Below are 14,483 nucleotides of genomic sequence, written 5' to 3' on the forward strand. Positions count from 1 at the left end.
TAGAGCTCGTAACACGATCTTGTTGAGGTGCGCTGGTTGGGCGTGACCGGTCTGATGATTCGGCCGTTCGTGATGCTGTGAGTACTCGGCCGTGGATCGTGGACGACGACTTGTGGGCGCTGATCGAACCGCTGTTGCCGCCTTGGCCCGAGCGGTCACCGGGTCCGCGGCCGGTGGCAGATAGGCTCTGTCTCCAGGGCATCCTCTATGTCCTCTACAACGACATAGCCTGGCAACTCCTGCCGCTGGAGCTGGGGTTCGGCTCCGGACAGACCTGCTGGCGGCGCCTGGAGCGGTGGCAGCAGGCAGGAGTCTTCGACCAGCTGCACCGCATCCTGCTCGCCGAGCTGAACGCGGCCGGCCAACTCGACTGGTCACGGGCCTGCGTGGACGGCTCCCATGTCCGTGCGAAAAAGGGGGTGCCGACACCGGTCCGTCGCCGGTCGACCGGCGCAAGACGGGCAGCAAACACCACCTGATCTGCGACGGACGCGGAACTCCGCTCAAGGTCATCACCACCGCAGGCAACGTCAACGACGTCACCCAGACCCTCGCCCTCGTCGACGGCATCCCACCCGTCGCCGGCCGCTCCGGCCGTCCTCGCAGGCGTCCAGAGGCCCTGCTCGGAGACAAGGGCTACGACTCCAATCCGAACCGCGAAGAGCTCCGCAAGCGGCGGATCCTGCCTGTCATCTCCCGCAAGGGCGCCCCGAACATCCAGGGTATGGGCAAGCTCCGTTACGTCGTCGAGCAGACCTTCGCCCTGCTCCACCACTTCAAACGACTCGCCGTCCGATGGGAACGCCGCACCGAACTCCACGACGCCTTCGTCTCCCTCGCCTGCAGCCTCATCTGCTGGAGACGCCTCAAGAAGCACAACTCATGACCCCACATCAACCCAAGCTGATAAGCCGCAGCCGGACCGCCCCGCGGTCAGGGCTGGTCGTACCAGGCAAACGCTGCGATCCGCCAGCCCTCTGAGGTGCGGACGAACTGGATGGTCTTGGTCCCGTCTCCCTCGAACGGCTCACCATCCAAGATCCCGGACTTGCGGTACTCGCCGAACCGCGACGCGATATCGCCCGCGATCTCTGTCCGTTCAGAGGTCTCCCACTCGGAGAACTCGACCAGCCGACCGTCGGTCAGCAGCCGCTGGCGAGGCTCGATGAACTCGTCCACGGTGTAGACCGTGAACTCCGGGCCGGTCTTGACGATCACGCCACCCGGAAGAACCAGCCGGCGGATCCGGGCCACGTCGGCAGCCTTGCCGCCCCGGTTGTCAAAGGCATCGAAGAACTCGGCGGTCACGACGTCTATCTCGATCTTGGACATGGCGCGACAGTAACAGCGAAGGGGTGCCGGACATCGTCGGTCTCGACAGGCTGCGGAAGGTCGTCGAGGCAGACCGTCGCGCGCCAGTTCAAGCGCCTCGCAGTCCGCTGGCAGGCGGCTCGACCTCCACAACGCCATAGTCTCCCTGGCCTGCGGACTGATCTGCTGGAGACGACTCAACAGCCCTTCACCATGATCGTGTTACGAGCTCTTACTAGCTTTCCCAAGTGTTCCAGGGTGATGCGGATGCGCGTAGACACCGAAAGTGCCACATCTTCGATCGCTTCCCGATTTCGGGTCACCTCTCCGTCAGGGTCGCCAAGGAGGAAACGCACCCGGCATCCACCGTCGAGTTTCCTTCGCAGCGTCTCAACGAACGCGGGCTGGTCAAGCCACAGAAAGTAGTTCGTGTATCCAGCGAGGAAAAGATCTTCCGTGGTGTTCGCGACCAATTCGCCCCACACTGTCGAAGGGCAGGCCGACCGATATGGATAGGAGCGGATGATTTCCCGGTCGCCACCGGTCTTGATTCGATCCTTTACCGCTTTCGGCCAGATCATTTCTTCGTCAACTCCCAACGCCTTACAGGCGTCTTCCCGGTTTCTGGCATGCGGGATGAGCTCAGCGTCCGATACCCATCTTTCAACGGTCTTGCCGGAAACGCCCACACGAGCCGCCAGTTGCCGAGGTGACAACCCGGCTGTCTCCATAGCTGATCTTAGCGCCGTGTTCAAGGCTTCCCCCTGGGACGTTTGGGCGTTCTTCCACGCTACCGCCGCGACGTCCCAACTGTCCTTGCACATGGGCAACTTCGTCCCTCATGGGTCGGCAGCATGGCCAGACGCAGGAGACCCCCGCACCGCTGGAACGGCCGGGGGCATGGCCAACGCTGATGAGGAGCGCTGACAGTGTCCTACCTATCACAGGCATTCGAATGGTTGAGAGCGGTCCCGTTCGGGCCGCGCAACCCCGGCAAGCACAGCAGCGCCTATACGCCCCAGGAAGCGGCCCAGGCGCCCAGGGAACCGCACTACCGGCCGACCCCCTACGTGGTCGGCGCGAGGCTGGTAGACGTGCCCAGGCTCCGCAGGCAGCGGCAGGCCCGGACAGGGCAAGCCTGGGAGCGCACAGGCACGATGGTCCGGGCGTACGTGTTGGCGCACGAGGCAGAGCGGCGGGCGGCCCGCACAGGCGAGGCGCACCCTTGGGCAGGGCCCTGGGTGAATCCTTGGGAGGCTGGTCGATGAGCAACCCGCAGACGCCCACGACCCGCACCTATGCCGCGTGGTTCGCGCACGCCCGGAAGTGCGAGGAATGCAAGAGCGTGACCAAGGCTGCCGACGGCTGCGAGACAGGGCGCGCGTTGTGGCAGACGTATCAACTCGCATGCGTCGGAGCCAACATGGGCGGGGGTAAGTGATCCATGCCGATGACCATTGAGGTCTACCAGATCAATCCGGCTACCGGCGTCCGCACCTGCGTCCGGAAACGGAAAAGGCACGCGGTGAAACCCGCCAAGGTTCCCACCCTGGGGCAGGCGTACCCGCCGTGCATCTGCCCGCGTTGCTCCGGCAGGGTGGCCGACCAGTCGACGGGGGTGCGCAGTGACCGATGAACAGGGAATCGCGCACGGAATGCCCGGACACGGCACATGCACTGTGGCCGACCCTGCCGCATGGATGCCCGGACAGCCGCTCTGCAATCCGCAGCACCTGCGCCCGCGGCCGGACACGTCGGAAGTCGGCGCGGCATGGCGTGCCTTCCACAGTCACGTGATCACCTGTCGCCGTGACTGCCGGTACGGCCGTGACTGTGCGGATGCTGTCCCCCTGAAAGAGGCACTGCAAAAGGCGCGTGAAAGCGCCGGTATCCCCGTTCAGTAAGCGTCCGGACGCTGCACCAATCCTGTGACGCGCCTCGCATGAGGTGAGCCGCCCTGGAGCCTGGGCAATCGCGCCCAGGTGGCTCAAGGCAGAGAGACACCCCAGGGGAACGGACGACCGCATAGACCGCCCGTACCGGCCTCCCCCGTCCAGTACGGGCCTGCGCTCGGGGGGGCACCCCCAGATGGGCTGGATGAAGGGGCCCGGGATCGACCCGAGCCCCTTCACCTTCATCTGTCGTCGATCAGGACCGCGTGGCCGACCGCCGCCGCTTCGACGCCACGACGAACGCCGCGCCGCCCGCCACCAGCACCGCCGCGCCGATGGCGATCGGGCCGGTCGCGCTGCTGCCGCCGGTTTCTGCGAGGTTGTCACCGCCGCCGTTCGGCTTGGGCGCCGGAGGGGTGGTCGACTCGGAGGCCTCCGGGGTGGGGGTCTCGGTGGACGGGGTCTCGTCGGCCGGCGGCGTCGTCTCCTCCGCCGGGGTCGACGGCTCATCGGTCGGCGGCTCCGACGGCTCGGCCGGCGGCGTGGTCGGCGGCTCCTCGGTCGCCGGAGGCTCGGTCGTGCAGTCCTTCGTGCCGCCGTTCCAGGCCGCGATCAGCTTGTCCTTGATGACCGGGCGGTCCGGGCCCTTGGGCAGGTCGCCGTGGACGAACCCGTCGTTCGCGTCGAGCTTGCCGTCGAACTTCACCGCGCCCCGGTACAGGTCGATCTGCGCGAAGCAGCCCGCGTCCGGGACAGCGATGTCGAGGGTGTCGCTCTGGCCGGGCTTGACCGTGGCCGTGTCGAAGTCGACGAAGACCTGCTCGCCGGAGGTGGCGAAGGTCGGGCCGTGGGCGAGGTAGGAGGCGAGCGAGGCGGTGCAGGTCGTGGCGTCGGCGGCGGCGCGGACCGTGATGTGGACCTTGCCGTCGTCGGTGACCTTCAGGTTCTGGTCGTCGACCTTGACCGAGTCGTAGAAGTTCTTGCCGTCGAGCGAGAACTGGCAGCGGTCGGTGGCCGTTTCCGTGCCGGCACCGGTGCCGGGCTGGTAGCTGCCGCCGGTCTTCCAGCCGTCGCCGCCGCCGGTGGCCCAGGCGCCGGAGGCGGAGGCGACGGTGGCCGCGCACAGGACGAGCGACGCGGCGCCCGTCCCCAGCAGGCGTCGCGCCATGACACGTCTCGCTATGGACATGCGTATCCCATCGTGGGGTGAGTGGTCGAAGAAGAATCACCGAGCTCATTGGTCACATGAGCCACAGGTGTGAGCACATCGTCGGGCGAGGAGAGGGAGCTGTCAACCTGCGGGAACGCAAGGGAAGTTCAATCAGCAATCACAATTCCATCACACGGGGAATGATCTACTCCGCTCTTCGCGGTGTTCGCTTTTCCGGCCAAGTGGACAGAGTTCTCACTGTCGCCCGTACGCGCACCGATGAGGAGTCCGCGTGACTGTCCGCACCACCACGCCCGACACCCCCGACCTCTCGTCCCGCAACCCCGACTGGTGGCGCCAGGCCGTCATCTACCAGGTGTACCCCCGCAGTTTCGCCGACGCCGACGGCGACGGGCTCGGTGACCTGAAAGGCGTCGCCCAGCGCCTGACCCACCTCGCCGCCCTCGGCGTGGACGCCCTGTGGCTCAGCCCCTTCTACCCCTCCGAGCTGGCCGACGGCGGCTACGACGTCGCCGACTACCGCGACGTCGACCCCCGCCTGGGCACCCTCGACGACTTCGACGCCATGGCCGCCGAGGCCCACCGCCTCGGCCTGAAAGTGATCGTCGACCTGGTCCCCAACCACACCTCCCACCAGCACGTCTGGTTCCAGGAGGCGCTGCGGGCCGGCCCCGGCTCCCCCGCCCGCGAGCGCTACGTCTTCCGCGACGGCCGCGGCCCGCACGGCGAACTCCCGCCCACCGACTGGCAGTCCGTCTTCGGCGGCAGCGCCTGGCGCCGCGTCCCCGACGGCCAGTGGTACCTGCACCTGTTCACCCCCCAGCAACCGGACCTGAACTGGGAGAACGAGGAGGTCCGCGCCGACTTCCGCACCACCCTGCGCTTCTGGTCCGACCGCGGCGTCGACGGCTTCCGCGTCGACGTGGCGCACGCGCTCGCCAAGGACCTCAGCGAGCCGCTGCGCGACCTCGGCGCCCCGGAGCTGAGCCACGAGGACGCGCTCCCCCGGTTCGAGCCCGGCACCCACCCCTTCTACGACCGCGACGAGGTCCACGAGATCTACCGCGACTGGCGCAAGATCCTCGACGCCTACCGCCCGCCCCGTATGGCGGTCGCCGAGGCCTGGGTCAACCCGGCCGCCCGCCGCGCCCGGTACGCCCGCCCGGACGAACTCGGCCAGGCCTTCAACTTCGAGTATCTGCAGGCCGGTTGGGACGCCGAGGAGCTGAAGTGGGTCATCACCGACTCGCTCGCCACGGCCCGCGCGGCGGGCGCCTCGGCCACCTGGGTCCTCTCCAACCACGACGTCGTACGCCACACCTCCCGCCTGATGCTCCCGCCCGGCACCGACGACAACGCCTGGCTCCTCTCCGGCGGCCACGCACCGTCCGTCGACGAGACCGCCGGCCTGCGCCGCGCCCGCGCCGCGACCCTCCTCATGCTCGCGCTGCCCGGTTCGTCGTACGTCTACCAGGGCGAGGAACTCGGCCTGCCCGAGGTCGCCGACCTGCCCCTGGAGGTCCTGCAGGACCCGATCTGGGAACAGACGGGGCGCGTCCGCAAGGGCCGCGACGGCTGTCGGGTGCCGCTGCCGTGGACGACGACGGGACCGTCGTACGGCTTCGGCGCGGGCGGTGCGTGGCTGCCGCAGCCGCCGTCCTTCGCGGGGTACGCCGTCGAGGCCCAGGACGGCGTGGAGAGCTCCACTCTGGAGCTCTACCGCAGGGCCCTGCGCCTGCGCCGCAAGCTGCTGGAGGGGGAGGAGCTGGAGTGGGCGCCGGACGCTCCGCCCGGGGTCCTGCACTTCGCCCGCTCGGACGGCTGGCGGTGCGTGGCCAACCTCTCCTCTGCGGCGGTGGAGTTGCCGCCGGGTGAGGTGCTGATCGGCAGCGGGCCGCTCAAGGGGCGTCTGCTGCGGCCGGACACGACGGTCTGGCTGGCGTAGATCATTTCAGGGTGACCTGCGGTTCGCCCGCCGTGGGCGGAGGCGGGGTCAGGTCCTGGGCCGGGAGTTTCGGCGGGGTCGTCTCCTGGAAACAGGCCGACGAAAGCGCCGCGAAGTATCCGCGTGGAGACGGTCCTGGACGGGTGGCAGGCCCGGCTGGCGGCACGCACCGACACCGTCTGAGTGAGAGGCGCGGGTCGCTCGCGTGGCGAACCGGGCAGCGCCCGCCCGCTGCCCAAGGATCCGGACGCGTGGCACGCACCTTCGACGAACTGGTCGCCATGCAGCGGGCGGCGGACCAGGCACACAGCAGGGTGGAGGAGCTACGGGACCACTACGGGCCGCCCGCTCACACGCCGTGGACCCAGCTCCAGACCGACACCTACGAGACCGCCTGGCGGGCCTGGCGCGACCTCGCCCGTGATGTCCAGGGCGCAGTGACCGAGTACGCGAAGGAGCAGGGCGCCGCGCGGAACCAGGTCGAGGAGGACGTGAGGAGGGCCGTACGGCACCCGCGGCCCGAGACGTCCGAGACGGACGAGTGACCCGGCCGACCCGTCGTCGGGGGCCGTCGGCGCCCGGACGGGTGGTGCGCGGCGCGTACGGCCGAACAGCGCGCGTCACCTGCGGCAGCGGACGGCGAGAATCTCGGGCAGGGGTGCCGCCGATGCGTGTGTGAGGAGCTCCGCCGACGATGAGCAGGTCCTGGAAGACGACGATCTTTGGGTTGCTCGCCGTTGCGGGCGTGATGGTCATGCCGGGGATGGCAGGGATGCCGGGGATGGCAGGGATGGCAGGGACGGCTTACGGCGGTGAAGGGCCGACGACCCGATCGGTGGGCCGTGAGCTGTGGGCGGCCGCGACCATCGAACCCGGACGGGAGGGCATCGTCGAGGTCGGGGGGTACGAGGGGGTGCCGCTGGGCGAGGGCTCGGTACTGACGCTGACGGCGCCGGCGACGGCGAGAGTGACGGGTGCCCCGTTCGCTGCGGGCGGGTACCGGGGGTCGTTGGTGCCGGGTGGGGCCGGCGGGGCGTACACCTTCGTTGGTGCACCCGCTGCGACATCAACTGATGTGGCGCCGGCTGATGGGTCGGCAGCTGACGAGTCGGCCTCGGCGGCCTGGAAGGACCGTACCTTCCCCTTCGTCCTGTCGGTCCCCGCGGACGCCGAGCCCGGCACCCGTCTCCCCGACTGCGCCCTGACCCTGCGGGACGCGAACGGCACCGTGAAGCAGAAGGGCACCTGCACTGTGACGGTCGGGCTGCCCGCGCCGGCCCTGTCCCACCCTCAGTCGGGCGTGCCGCTGGGCGCGTTGCCCAGGATGTCGGGGACGGCCTACCCGGGCGCCCAGGTCACCGTGCGCGACGCGCTGGACGAGGAGGTCTGCGCGACCACGGCCGCACCCGCCGGCACATGGTCCTGCGTACCGGCCCGCCCCCTCCCACCCGGCACGGGCCGCCTCCAGGCGACAGCCACGTTCAACGGGGTCAGCGCGATGAGCGAGCAGATCGACATCAACGTGACGGGGTCGGCCGGTGGGAGCAGGCGGCTTTAGGGATCGTCCGGCTGTCAGTGCTCGGTGCAAGACTGCCCGGCATGATCGAACCGAACCCGAAAGCGGACCTTCTCCGATATCTGCAAGACGCGCGTGACGCCCTTGTGTGGAAGCTCGACGGGCTCTCGGAATACGACGTCCGCCGCCCCCTGACCCCCACAGGAACGAACCTGTTGGGGCTGGTCAAACATGTCGCCGGCGTGGAGCTGGGGTACTTCGGCGACACATTCGGGCGGCCGTTCTTCGACGAGGAGCCGCCGCCCTGGTGGTACACGCAGGACGCCGAACCCAACGCGGACATGTGGGCCACCGCGGACGAGTCGCGCGAAGAGGTCGTCGGGCTGTATCACCAGGCTTGGGAACACTCCAACAGCACGATCGAGGCGCTGCCGCTCGACGCGACCGGTCACGTCCCGTGGTGGCCGCAGGAGCGACGGGAAGTGACCCTGCATCACATCCTGGTGCGCGTGATCTCCGACAGCCAGCGGCATGCCGGCCACGCCGACATCCTGCGCGAGCTCATCGACGGAAGCGTCGGGTACGGGAAGGGCAGGGACAACATGCCGCCGGGCGATCAGGCATGGTGGGAGAGCCACCGGAGCCGACTGGAGCGTGTGGCGCGGGAGGTCGGCACCGGCTGATCCCGTCCGTTCTGCCGCCGATCCCACCGGCTGGTGGGGTGGTCAGTAGCGCACGGCCCTGGCCACCTCCGCCTTGATCTCCCCGCCCAGGTCACGCGTGCTGCGCGCGGTGTCCCTCCCCGTCTCGCCCGCCGCTACGTCCGACACGGTCACCACGGTCGCGTCCACCACATTGCCGTCCCCGTCGCGGAAGTTGATCTGCGCGGCGAAGGACTTCGTCGAGTCGGTCGTGTTCTCCGCCGTGACCTCCACGGTCGTACGGCCGTCCGCGTCGGTCGCCGGATCGCCCAGGCTCATCGCGTCCTTGGCGTCGATGCCGCCCTTGATGTCGTCCAGCCGACGGTCCGCCTCCGCTGTCGCCGAGGCGAAGGCCGATGCCGCCTTGCTGGCCACCGAGGAGGGCGTGTCGTCGTCGGTGCAGGAGGCCAGGGTGAGTGTGGCGGCCACGACGGCGGCCGACGTGAGCATCGCGGTTGTCGCGGTTGTCGCGGTTGTCGTCCACCGCTTTCGGTGACCGGGCATGGCGCCTCCAGCGGGTCGGTTCCGGTCCGGGTTCCTTCAGTGAAGGTGTGTGCGGCGCTGTTCGCACTCCGGGGGTCCGGGCGTCACCCGATCGGCCTTTCCCCCGTGGTGGACGCCCCGGGGCCGACCGATCGTCGTACCAACCGCAGAACCCGACGGCGAGAAGTGGGGTACGGCAGCCATGAGTCAGCAGCAGCCGCAGCCGCAGTCGCATGCGACCGACGCAGCCCACAGCCGGCCTGGATCTGCTGGAGCCGGTGGATCCGGTGGATCCGCCGCGTCCCAGGCAACCTGGCCTTCGGCCGGACCGGCCCACGCACCGACCCCCGCACCCGGCGCCGGCGAGTACCGGCCCGCCCCCGGCTGGGCCACCGGCGGGCTCGTCTTCGCCGGTGTGCTGATGCTGGTGAACGGGCTGCTGGCCATCCTCCAGGGCATCTCCGCGATCGCCGAGGACGACGTCTACGGCCGTATCGGCGACTACGTCTTCGAGATCAACCTCACGGCGTGGGGCTGGATCCTGCTCGGCCTCGGTGTCGTGGTCGCCTGCGTCGGCTACGGCATCCTCAAGGGGGCCTGGTGGGCTCGGATCACCGGCATCTTCGTGGCGTCCCTCAGCATGGTGCTGCACTTCCTGTTCCTGCCGTACACGCCGGTGTGGTCGGTGATCATGGTGGGCGTCGACTTCTTCGTGATCCTGGCGCTCGCCACGGCCCCGGACGTGCCCCGCGCCAGCGCTTCCATGCGCGGTAACGCCTCAGCAGCTCGCTGATCCTGGTCGGGTCCTTGCGGCCGTTCCTGGCCACGTAGTGTCGTCTGCTCAATCTGCCCGCCCTCTGCCCGGCCCGTACACGTCCACGCGTGCGGGTCCGGGCAGAGGGCATCGGGCAGTTGCTCCCGTCGCCTGGATTCCCAGGCTCAGCCGTGCCCCAGCCCGCCTCCGCCGAAGGCGCCGCTCTTTCCGGGTAGCCAGCGCTTGCGGTGCTGGTCGTCGCTGCGCTTGCTGCCGGCGTGGTGCAGCTCGTGCGGCAGGAGCCGTTCCCTGCCTTCCGCGTGCGGCACTTCGTCCGGCTCCCTGATCTCGCGTTCCTCATGGACCGGACCGGTGTCGGGAAGGTGCGGCTGCTCGTCGGGGCGCGGCCGCGGCAGCTCTCGATCACGGACCCGCATGCCGAGCTGCACGGCCCAGATCAGTGCGCCGGCGATGAACAGGCCACCCACAAAGGCGGCGATCACGTTGAGTACTTCACCCGACGTGGCCGCTAGTACAAACGTCGCCGTACTCATGCCCCAATTATCACCGAAACGGGCGAATAAGCTCCTCCGGGAACCGTGGAACCGCCCGCTTTCGCGGTCTACGCGTGTTTCGCGGCATCATCCGGCTGATCCAGTGCGCCCGGCTCATCCAGCTCGTCCAGCTCCGTGAAGAGCGTCAGCTGGAGGGCGCCGGGCGCTGAGCGAGCGCGGGACGCCGTACTTCACGGCGTCCCGCTTGCATGCCCCGGAGATCTACGGCCGCCTGAGGGACGTCAAGCGGTCACTGGCGCTCGGGCTGCCCCTGCGGGACAGCAACCACAACCCCATGATCTTCTTCAACCTGCCCTGACGTGCCTTGGCCACCCTCGGCCGCCGACCGGACGGCGGTGGCGGCGGCGGTGCGCTGCCTCGGGATGAGCGTGGCGAGTGCGAAGGCCAGCAGGGCCGCTCCCGCGCCGATGGCCATGACGACCTTGAAGCCGTTCTCCGAGGGCAGGGCATAGCCGCCGAAGTCGGTGGTCATCTGGGCCAGGATGACGCCGGCGATGGCGCTGGCGAACGAGGTGCCCAGGGAGCGCATCAGGGTGTTCAGGCTGTTGGCGGCGGCCGTCTCGGAGGGGTCGACGGCGCCCATGATCAGGGCGGGCAGGGCGCCGTAGGTGAAGCCGACACCGGCGCCGATGATGCAGGAGACCAGGATCAGGTGCCAGACCTCGCTCATCAGCACGATGTTCAGGCCGTACCCGGCGGCCACGATCAGCGCGCCGATCATCAGGGTGACCTTGGGGCCCTTGGCCTTGGTGACGGCCGCGGACACGGCGGACATCGCCATCATCACCAGGCCCTGCGGGGCGAGGACCAGGCCGACGGTCAGCATGGACCTGCCGAGGCCGTAGCCGGTCTCCTCGGGCAGCTGGAGGAGCTGCGGCAGGACGAGGGACATGGCGAACATCGAGAAGCCGAGCGCGACCGACGCGAGGTTGGTGAAGAGCACCTGGGGCTTGGCGGTGGTGCGCAGGTCGACCAGCGGCCGGTCGGCCCGCAGCTGCCACCAGCCCCAGGCCAGCAGGATCACGACGGCGGCGGCGCCCAGGCCGAGGGTGGTGCCGCTGGTCCAGCCCCAGTCGCCGCCCTTGGAGACGGCCAGCAGCAGGGAGACCAGTCCGGCCGACAGGCCGAGCGAGCCGACCAGGTCGAAGCGGCCGCCTGTGCGCACCTTGGACTCGGGCACGATCAGCAGGACCAGCACGAAGGCCAGGGCGCCCAGCGCGGCCGAGGTCCAGAACAGGATGTGCCAGTCCCAGTTGTCGGCGATGAACGCGGCAGCCGGCAGACCCAGCGCACCGCCCACGCCGAGCGAGGCGCTCATCAGCGCGGTCGACCCGGCAAGCCGCTCGGACGGCAGCGCGTCGCGCATGATGCTGATGCCGAGCGGTACGACGGCGGCCGCGAGGCCCTGCAGAGTACGGCCGATGATCATCGGTACGAGGGAGTCGGCCAGCGCGCACACCACCGAGCCGCCGACCAGCAGGACGATGCTGGTCAGCAGCATCCGCCGCTTGCCGATCATGTCGCCGAGGCGGCCCACGACCGGCGTGGCGACGGCGGCGGCGAGCAGCGTCGCGGTGACCGCCCAGGCGGTGTTGGACGCCGAGGCGTCCAGGAGCCTCGGCAGCTCCGGGACGATCGGGATGACCAGGGTCTGCATCAGCGAGACGACGATCCCGGCGAGGGCCAGCACCGCCACGATGGCGTTCGGCGCGGCGGACTTCCTTTCCGCGTCGGCGGGGCGGGGGAGCGCGTGGGACATGGCGGGGCCTCCATCAGGGGGTTGGTTCAGAGGTTCAGTGGCGTGGGCGCAGGGGGGTGGGTTGAGTTGGCTCAGCGGTCCAATGCCGTGACGGCAACGCCCTGAACGGGCGCGGGGCGGCATCGATATGCGGCTCCGCCGCGTGGGCGCGACCAGCCACAACGGCGCCCACGGCCCACCCGGCGGAGCTAAAACGTGACGACGACCTTCTCCGCCGCCCCCGGCGTCATAGCCAGCGAAAACGCCTGCTCCACGTCGGCGAACGGCACCCGGTGGCTGATCAGCTGCGCAAACCGCTCATAGTGCTCGGCAAGCTCCGCGGTGACCTCGAAGATCTCGGTGGGGTACCCCTGGGAGGCGATGAGCGTGAGCTCACTGCGGAGCATCCCGCCGAGATCGATGGCGTCGGACTTCTTCTGTACGGCGACCATGACCATCTTGGCGCCCCACTTCGCGGAGTCGACGGCGGCCTGGAACACGGCAGAGGCACCGGCGGCGTCGATGTAGATGTCCGTGCCGGCGCGGGGCTGGCCGAGCGCGTTGGCGGCCTGGCCGTGCAACTCGGTGAGCCGCTCGGTGACGTTCTCCTCGGCCGAATTGACGACGGCGTCGGCGCCGACAGCCAGCGCGGTCCGAAGCCGCTCCGGGATGATGTCGACGACGACCACGTGCTCGACCCCGCGCAGCTTCAGCCAGATGGTGGCGCCCAGCCCGATGGGACCGGCGCCGAAGACGACCACCTTGTCGCCCGTGCCGGCCTCGGAGCGGTTGACGCAATGCCGGGCGACGGCCATCGGCTCGTTGAGGGCGGCGACGTCGAAGGGCACGTGGTCCGGGAAGACGGCCAGGTTTCTGCCGACCTGCGCCTCCTCGATCAGCAGGTACTCGCTCATGGCCCCGTGCGCGCCGCCGCACCCGATGATCCCGCAGGGCACGCCCTGCGGGTTGACGACCACGCGGTCGCCGACCTTCAGCTCGCTGACCTCGGCGCCTACCTCGACGATCTCGCCGGCGGGCTCGTGGCCGAGGGGGAGGGAGCGTATCGAGCCGTCGGCGCCGACGGGCGTGCCGCCGAGGTGCAGGAAGAAGGTGTCGGTGCCGCAGATGCCGCAGGCGCGGATCCGCACCAGGGCGTCCCGGGGGCCGGGGGTGGGGCGCTCGACGTCGACGACGTCGATCTCGTTCTTGGCGCCGGTCTTGACGGACTTCATCGTTGCCATGAGCTGGCTCTCTCTCGTGAGGTGCGGTGTTGCGAAGCGCGGTGACCGCGCACGCGATCGGTGTCACCGGGCCCGGCGGTGAAGGAGGGAGGGGCTCCGCCGCCGGGCCGGTGACCGCGCCGTTCCCGTCCCCACGGGGTCGGCGCGTCGGGGCCGTCCTCCGCTCAAGGCGGCCCCGGTCTGTGTCGCTCTTCGACCTGTCGCTCTTCGTTGCTTAACTTAGGCAAGCATGATTGGGTTACTTAAGTCAAGCAAGCATTTGCGGTACGGTGTGACGCATGGCCGCACCGTCATCCGCAGCAGCGTCGCCCGTCCCGACGGACATCGTCCCGACGGACATCGTGGAGATCGAGAAGTGCCTCACCCGCGTCGCGTACCTGGCGGGCCGGGCGAGACAGCACGAGTACCTGATGGCCATGGCCGGTCTGACCCTCGACCGGGCCGCCGTGGCGATCCTGCGCCGCCTCGCCGAAACCGAACCGATGCGGCCCGGTGTGCTGGCGGGTCTGCTGGCGGTGGAGGCGTCCCATGTCACGCGCCAGGTGCAGCAGTTGGAGCGGGCCGGCTATGTGGTCAGGGCCGCGGACCCGCACGACCGGCGGGCCCAGCGCATCGAACTCACCGACGCGGGCAGGGCGGCCGTGGACCGCTTCCGGGACGCGAGCCGCGTCGGCATGCGGATGGCGCTTGCCGATTGGTCCGACGAGGACCTGCGGCGGTTGGCCGAGCTCTTCCACCGCCTGGTCGACGACTTCGTCACCCATGCCGAGGCGCCGGCCGACCCGAGCCTGGGCCTGCGCGTCCCCGACCCCACCGCCTGACGAACCGTTCCCGGTGCGCAGCGCCTCCCCCCAGCCCCCACACACGGCCCCACACGAAGGGCGTCGCCATGAACGCGAATCTCTCGACCCTCCTGGAGAAACCCTCGCCGCCACGCGGGGACGGAGAGCGGGTCCTGGTCGTCGCCGACGATCCGGGCGACAGCGAACTGCTCAGCACCACCCTGGAGTTGGCCGGCTACCGGGTCGGCACGGCGGGCACCGGCGCCGAGGGGATGAGCCGGCTCACGGAGCACTGCTTCGACCTGGCGGTGTGGGACGCCGTACTGCTCCATCACCTCGCGCCTCTGCCCCGCGCCCCTCGATCCCCTTACCCC

At 69.6% G+C, this 14,483-nt stretch carries 16 protein-coding genes; 9 read left to right on the forward strand and 7 right to left on the reverse strand.

Translation table 11 applies throughout. The features are described from left to right. Nucleotides 1-77: 77 nt before the first annotated feature. Nucleotides 78-886, forward strand: a protein-coding gene (locus tag ADL12_RS50275) for an IS5 family transposase (protein WP_244187884.1) whose coding sequence is annotated in 2 segments (ribosomal slippage) — nucleotides 78-395 and nucleotides 398-886 — 807 coding nt in all. Because the reading frame shifts where the segments join, the coding sequence is not laid out codon by codon here. Nucleotides 887-933: 47 nt separating this feature from the next. On the opposite strand, the gene ADL12_RS13230 is transcribed toward ADL12_RS50275, so the two are convergent. After that, complete coding sequence (locus ADL12_RS13230; RefSeq protein ID WP_062701857.1) at nucleotides 934-1,332, reverse strand: nuclear transport factor 2 family protein; 399 nt, start codon at nucleotides 1,330-1,332, stop codon at nucleotides 934-936. A 176-nt stretch (nucleotides 1,333-1,508) separates the two neighbouring features. Next, complete coding sequence (locus ADL12_RS50280) at nucleotides 1,509-2,135, reverse strand: helix-turn-helix domain-containing protein (protein ID WP_244187885.1); 627 nt, start codon at nucleotides 2,133-2,135, stop codon at nucleotides 1,509-1,511. A gap of 440 nt (nucleotides 2,136-2,575) precedes the next feature. On the opposite strand from ADL12_RS50280, the gene ADL12_RS53925 reads away from it, so the two are divergent. Further along, a complete protein-coding gene (locus tag ADL12_RS53925) occupies nucleotides 2,576-2,752 on the forward strand; it encodes a hypothetical protein (RefSeq protein WP_159053153.1) in 177 nt (58 codons plus the stop codon). A gap of 707 nt (nucleotides 2,753-3,459) precedes the next feature. On the opposite strand, the gene ADL12_RS13235 is transcribed toward ADL12_RS53925, so the two are convergent. Next, nucleotides 3,460-4,392 carry an LAETG motif-containing sortase-dependent surface protein gene (locus ADL12_RS13235; RefSeq protein WP_062701859.1) on the reverse strand — a complete coding sequence of 311 codons (933 nt, stop codon included), beginning with the start codon at nucleotides 4,390-4,392 and terminating at the stop codon, nucleotides 3,460-3,462. A 253-nt stretch (nucleotides 4,393-4,645) separates the two neighbouring features. On the opposite strand from ADL12_RS13235, the gene ADL12_RS13240 reads away from it, so the two are divergent. The 4 genes from ADL12_RS13240 to ADL12_RS13255 all read left to right on the forward strand — a co-directional run bounded on the left by ADL12_RS13240 (nucleotide 4,646) and on the right by ADL12_RS13255 (nucleotide 8,518). Continuing rightward, entirely contained in the window at nucleotides 4,646-6,319 is a 1,674-nt protein-coding gene (locus ADL12_RS13240) for a glycoside hydrolase family 13 protein (protein ID WP_062701861.1), read from the forward strand. A gap of 251 nt (nucleotides 6,320-6,570) precedes the next feature. Further along, nucleotides 6,571-6,864, forward strand: a complete 294-nt coding sequence (locus ADL12_RS13245; RefSeq protein ID WP_062701863.1) for a hypothetical protein — start codon at nucleotides 6,571-6,573, stop codon at nucleotides 6,862-6,864. A gap of 149 nt (nucleotides 6,865-7,013) precedes the next feature. Next, nucleotides 7,014-7,877 (forward strand): Ig-like domain-containing protein, encoded by an 864-nt coding sequence (locus ADL12_RS13250; RefSeq protein ID WP_062701865.1) that lies wholly within the window; start codon nucleotides 7,014-7,016, stop codon nucleotides 7,875-7,877. A gap of 41 nt (nucleotides 7,878-7,918) precedes the next feature. Beyond that, nucleotides 7,919-8,518, forward strand: coding sequence for a DinB family protein (locus ADL12_RS13255; protein WP_062701867.1), 600 nt, complete (start codon nucleotides 7,919-7,921; stop codon nucleotides 8,516-8,518). A 42-nt stretch (nucleotides 8,519-8,560) separates the two neighbouring features. Here the strand turns inward: ADL12_RS13255 and ADL12_RS13260 are convergent, their stop codons facing one another. Continuing rightward, nucleotides 8,561-9,040, reverse strand: coding sequence for an FxLYD domain-containing protein (locus ADL12_RS13260; protein WP_062701869.1), 480 nt, complete (start codon nucleotides 9,038-9,040; stop codon nucleotides 8,561-8,563). Nucleotides 9,041-9,221: 181 nt separating this feature from the next. Here ADL12_RS13260 and ADL12_RS13265 point away from each other — a divergent pair, with 181 nt between their 5' ends. Next, nucleotides 9,222-9,812, forward strand: a complete 591-nt coding sequence (locus ADL12_RS13265) for a DUF7144 family membrane protein (RefSeq protein ID WP_062701871.1) — start codon at nucleotides 9,222-9,224, stop codon at nucleotides 9,810-9,812. Between the two features lie 146 nt (nucleotides 9,813-9,958). On the opposite strand, the gene ADL12_RS13270 is transcribed toward ADL12_RS13265, so the two are convergent. The 3 genes from ADL12_RS13270 to ADL12_RS13280 form a co-directional block, all read right to left on the reverse strand. Then, nucleotides 9,959-10,327, reverse strand: a complete 369-nt coding sequence (locus ADL12_RS13270; RefSeq protein WP_062701873.1) for a DUF6479 family protein — start codon at nucleotides 10,325-10,327, stop codon at nucleotides 9,959-9,961. Nucleotides 10,328-10,577: 250 nt separating this feature from the next. Then, nucleotides 10,578-12,107 carry an MFS transporter gene (locus tag ADL12_RS13275; RefSeq protein ID WP_062701875.1) on the reverse strand — a complete coding sequence of 510 codons (1,530 nt, stop codon included), beginning with the start codon at nucleotides 12,105-12,107 and terminating at the stop codon, nucleotides 10,578-10,580. A 188-nt stretch (nucleotides 12,108-12,295) separates the two neighbouring features. Then, nucleotides 12,296-13,327: a zinc-dependent alcohol dehydrogenase gene (locus ADL12_RS13280; protein ID WP_062701877.1), complete on the reverse strand. Its 1,032-nt coding sequence runs from the start codon at nucleotides 13,325-13,327 to the stop codon at nucleotides 12,296-12,298. Between the two features lie 278 nt (nucleotides 13,328-13,605). On the opposite strand from ADL12_RS13280, the gene ADL12_RS13285 reads away from it, so the two are divergent. Both ADL12_RS13285 and ADL12_RS13290 read left to right on the forward strand, forming a co-directional pair. Then, on the forward strand, nucleotides 13,606-14,148 hold the full coding sequence (locus ADL12_RS13285; RefSeq protein ID WP_062701879.1) for a MarR family winged helix-turn-helix transcriptional regulator: 543 nt from the start codon (nucleotides 13,606-13,608) through the stop codon (nucleotides 14,146-14,148). 68 nt (nucleotides 14,149-14,216) lie between these two features. Then, nucleotides 14,217-14,483, forward strand: a 267-nt coding sequence (locus tag ADL12_RS13290; protein ID WP_167364404.1) for a response regulator, incomplete at its 3' end; no start/stop codon positions are given.

The sequence above is a fragment of the Streptomyces regalis genome, from assembly GCF_001509475.1.
Lineage (GTDB): Bacteria > Actinomycetota > Actinomycetes > Streptomycetales > Streptomycetaceae > Streptomyces > Streptomyces regalis.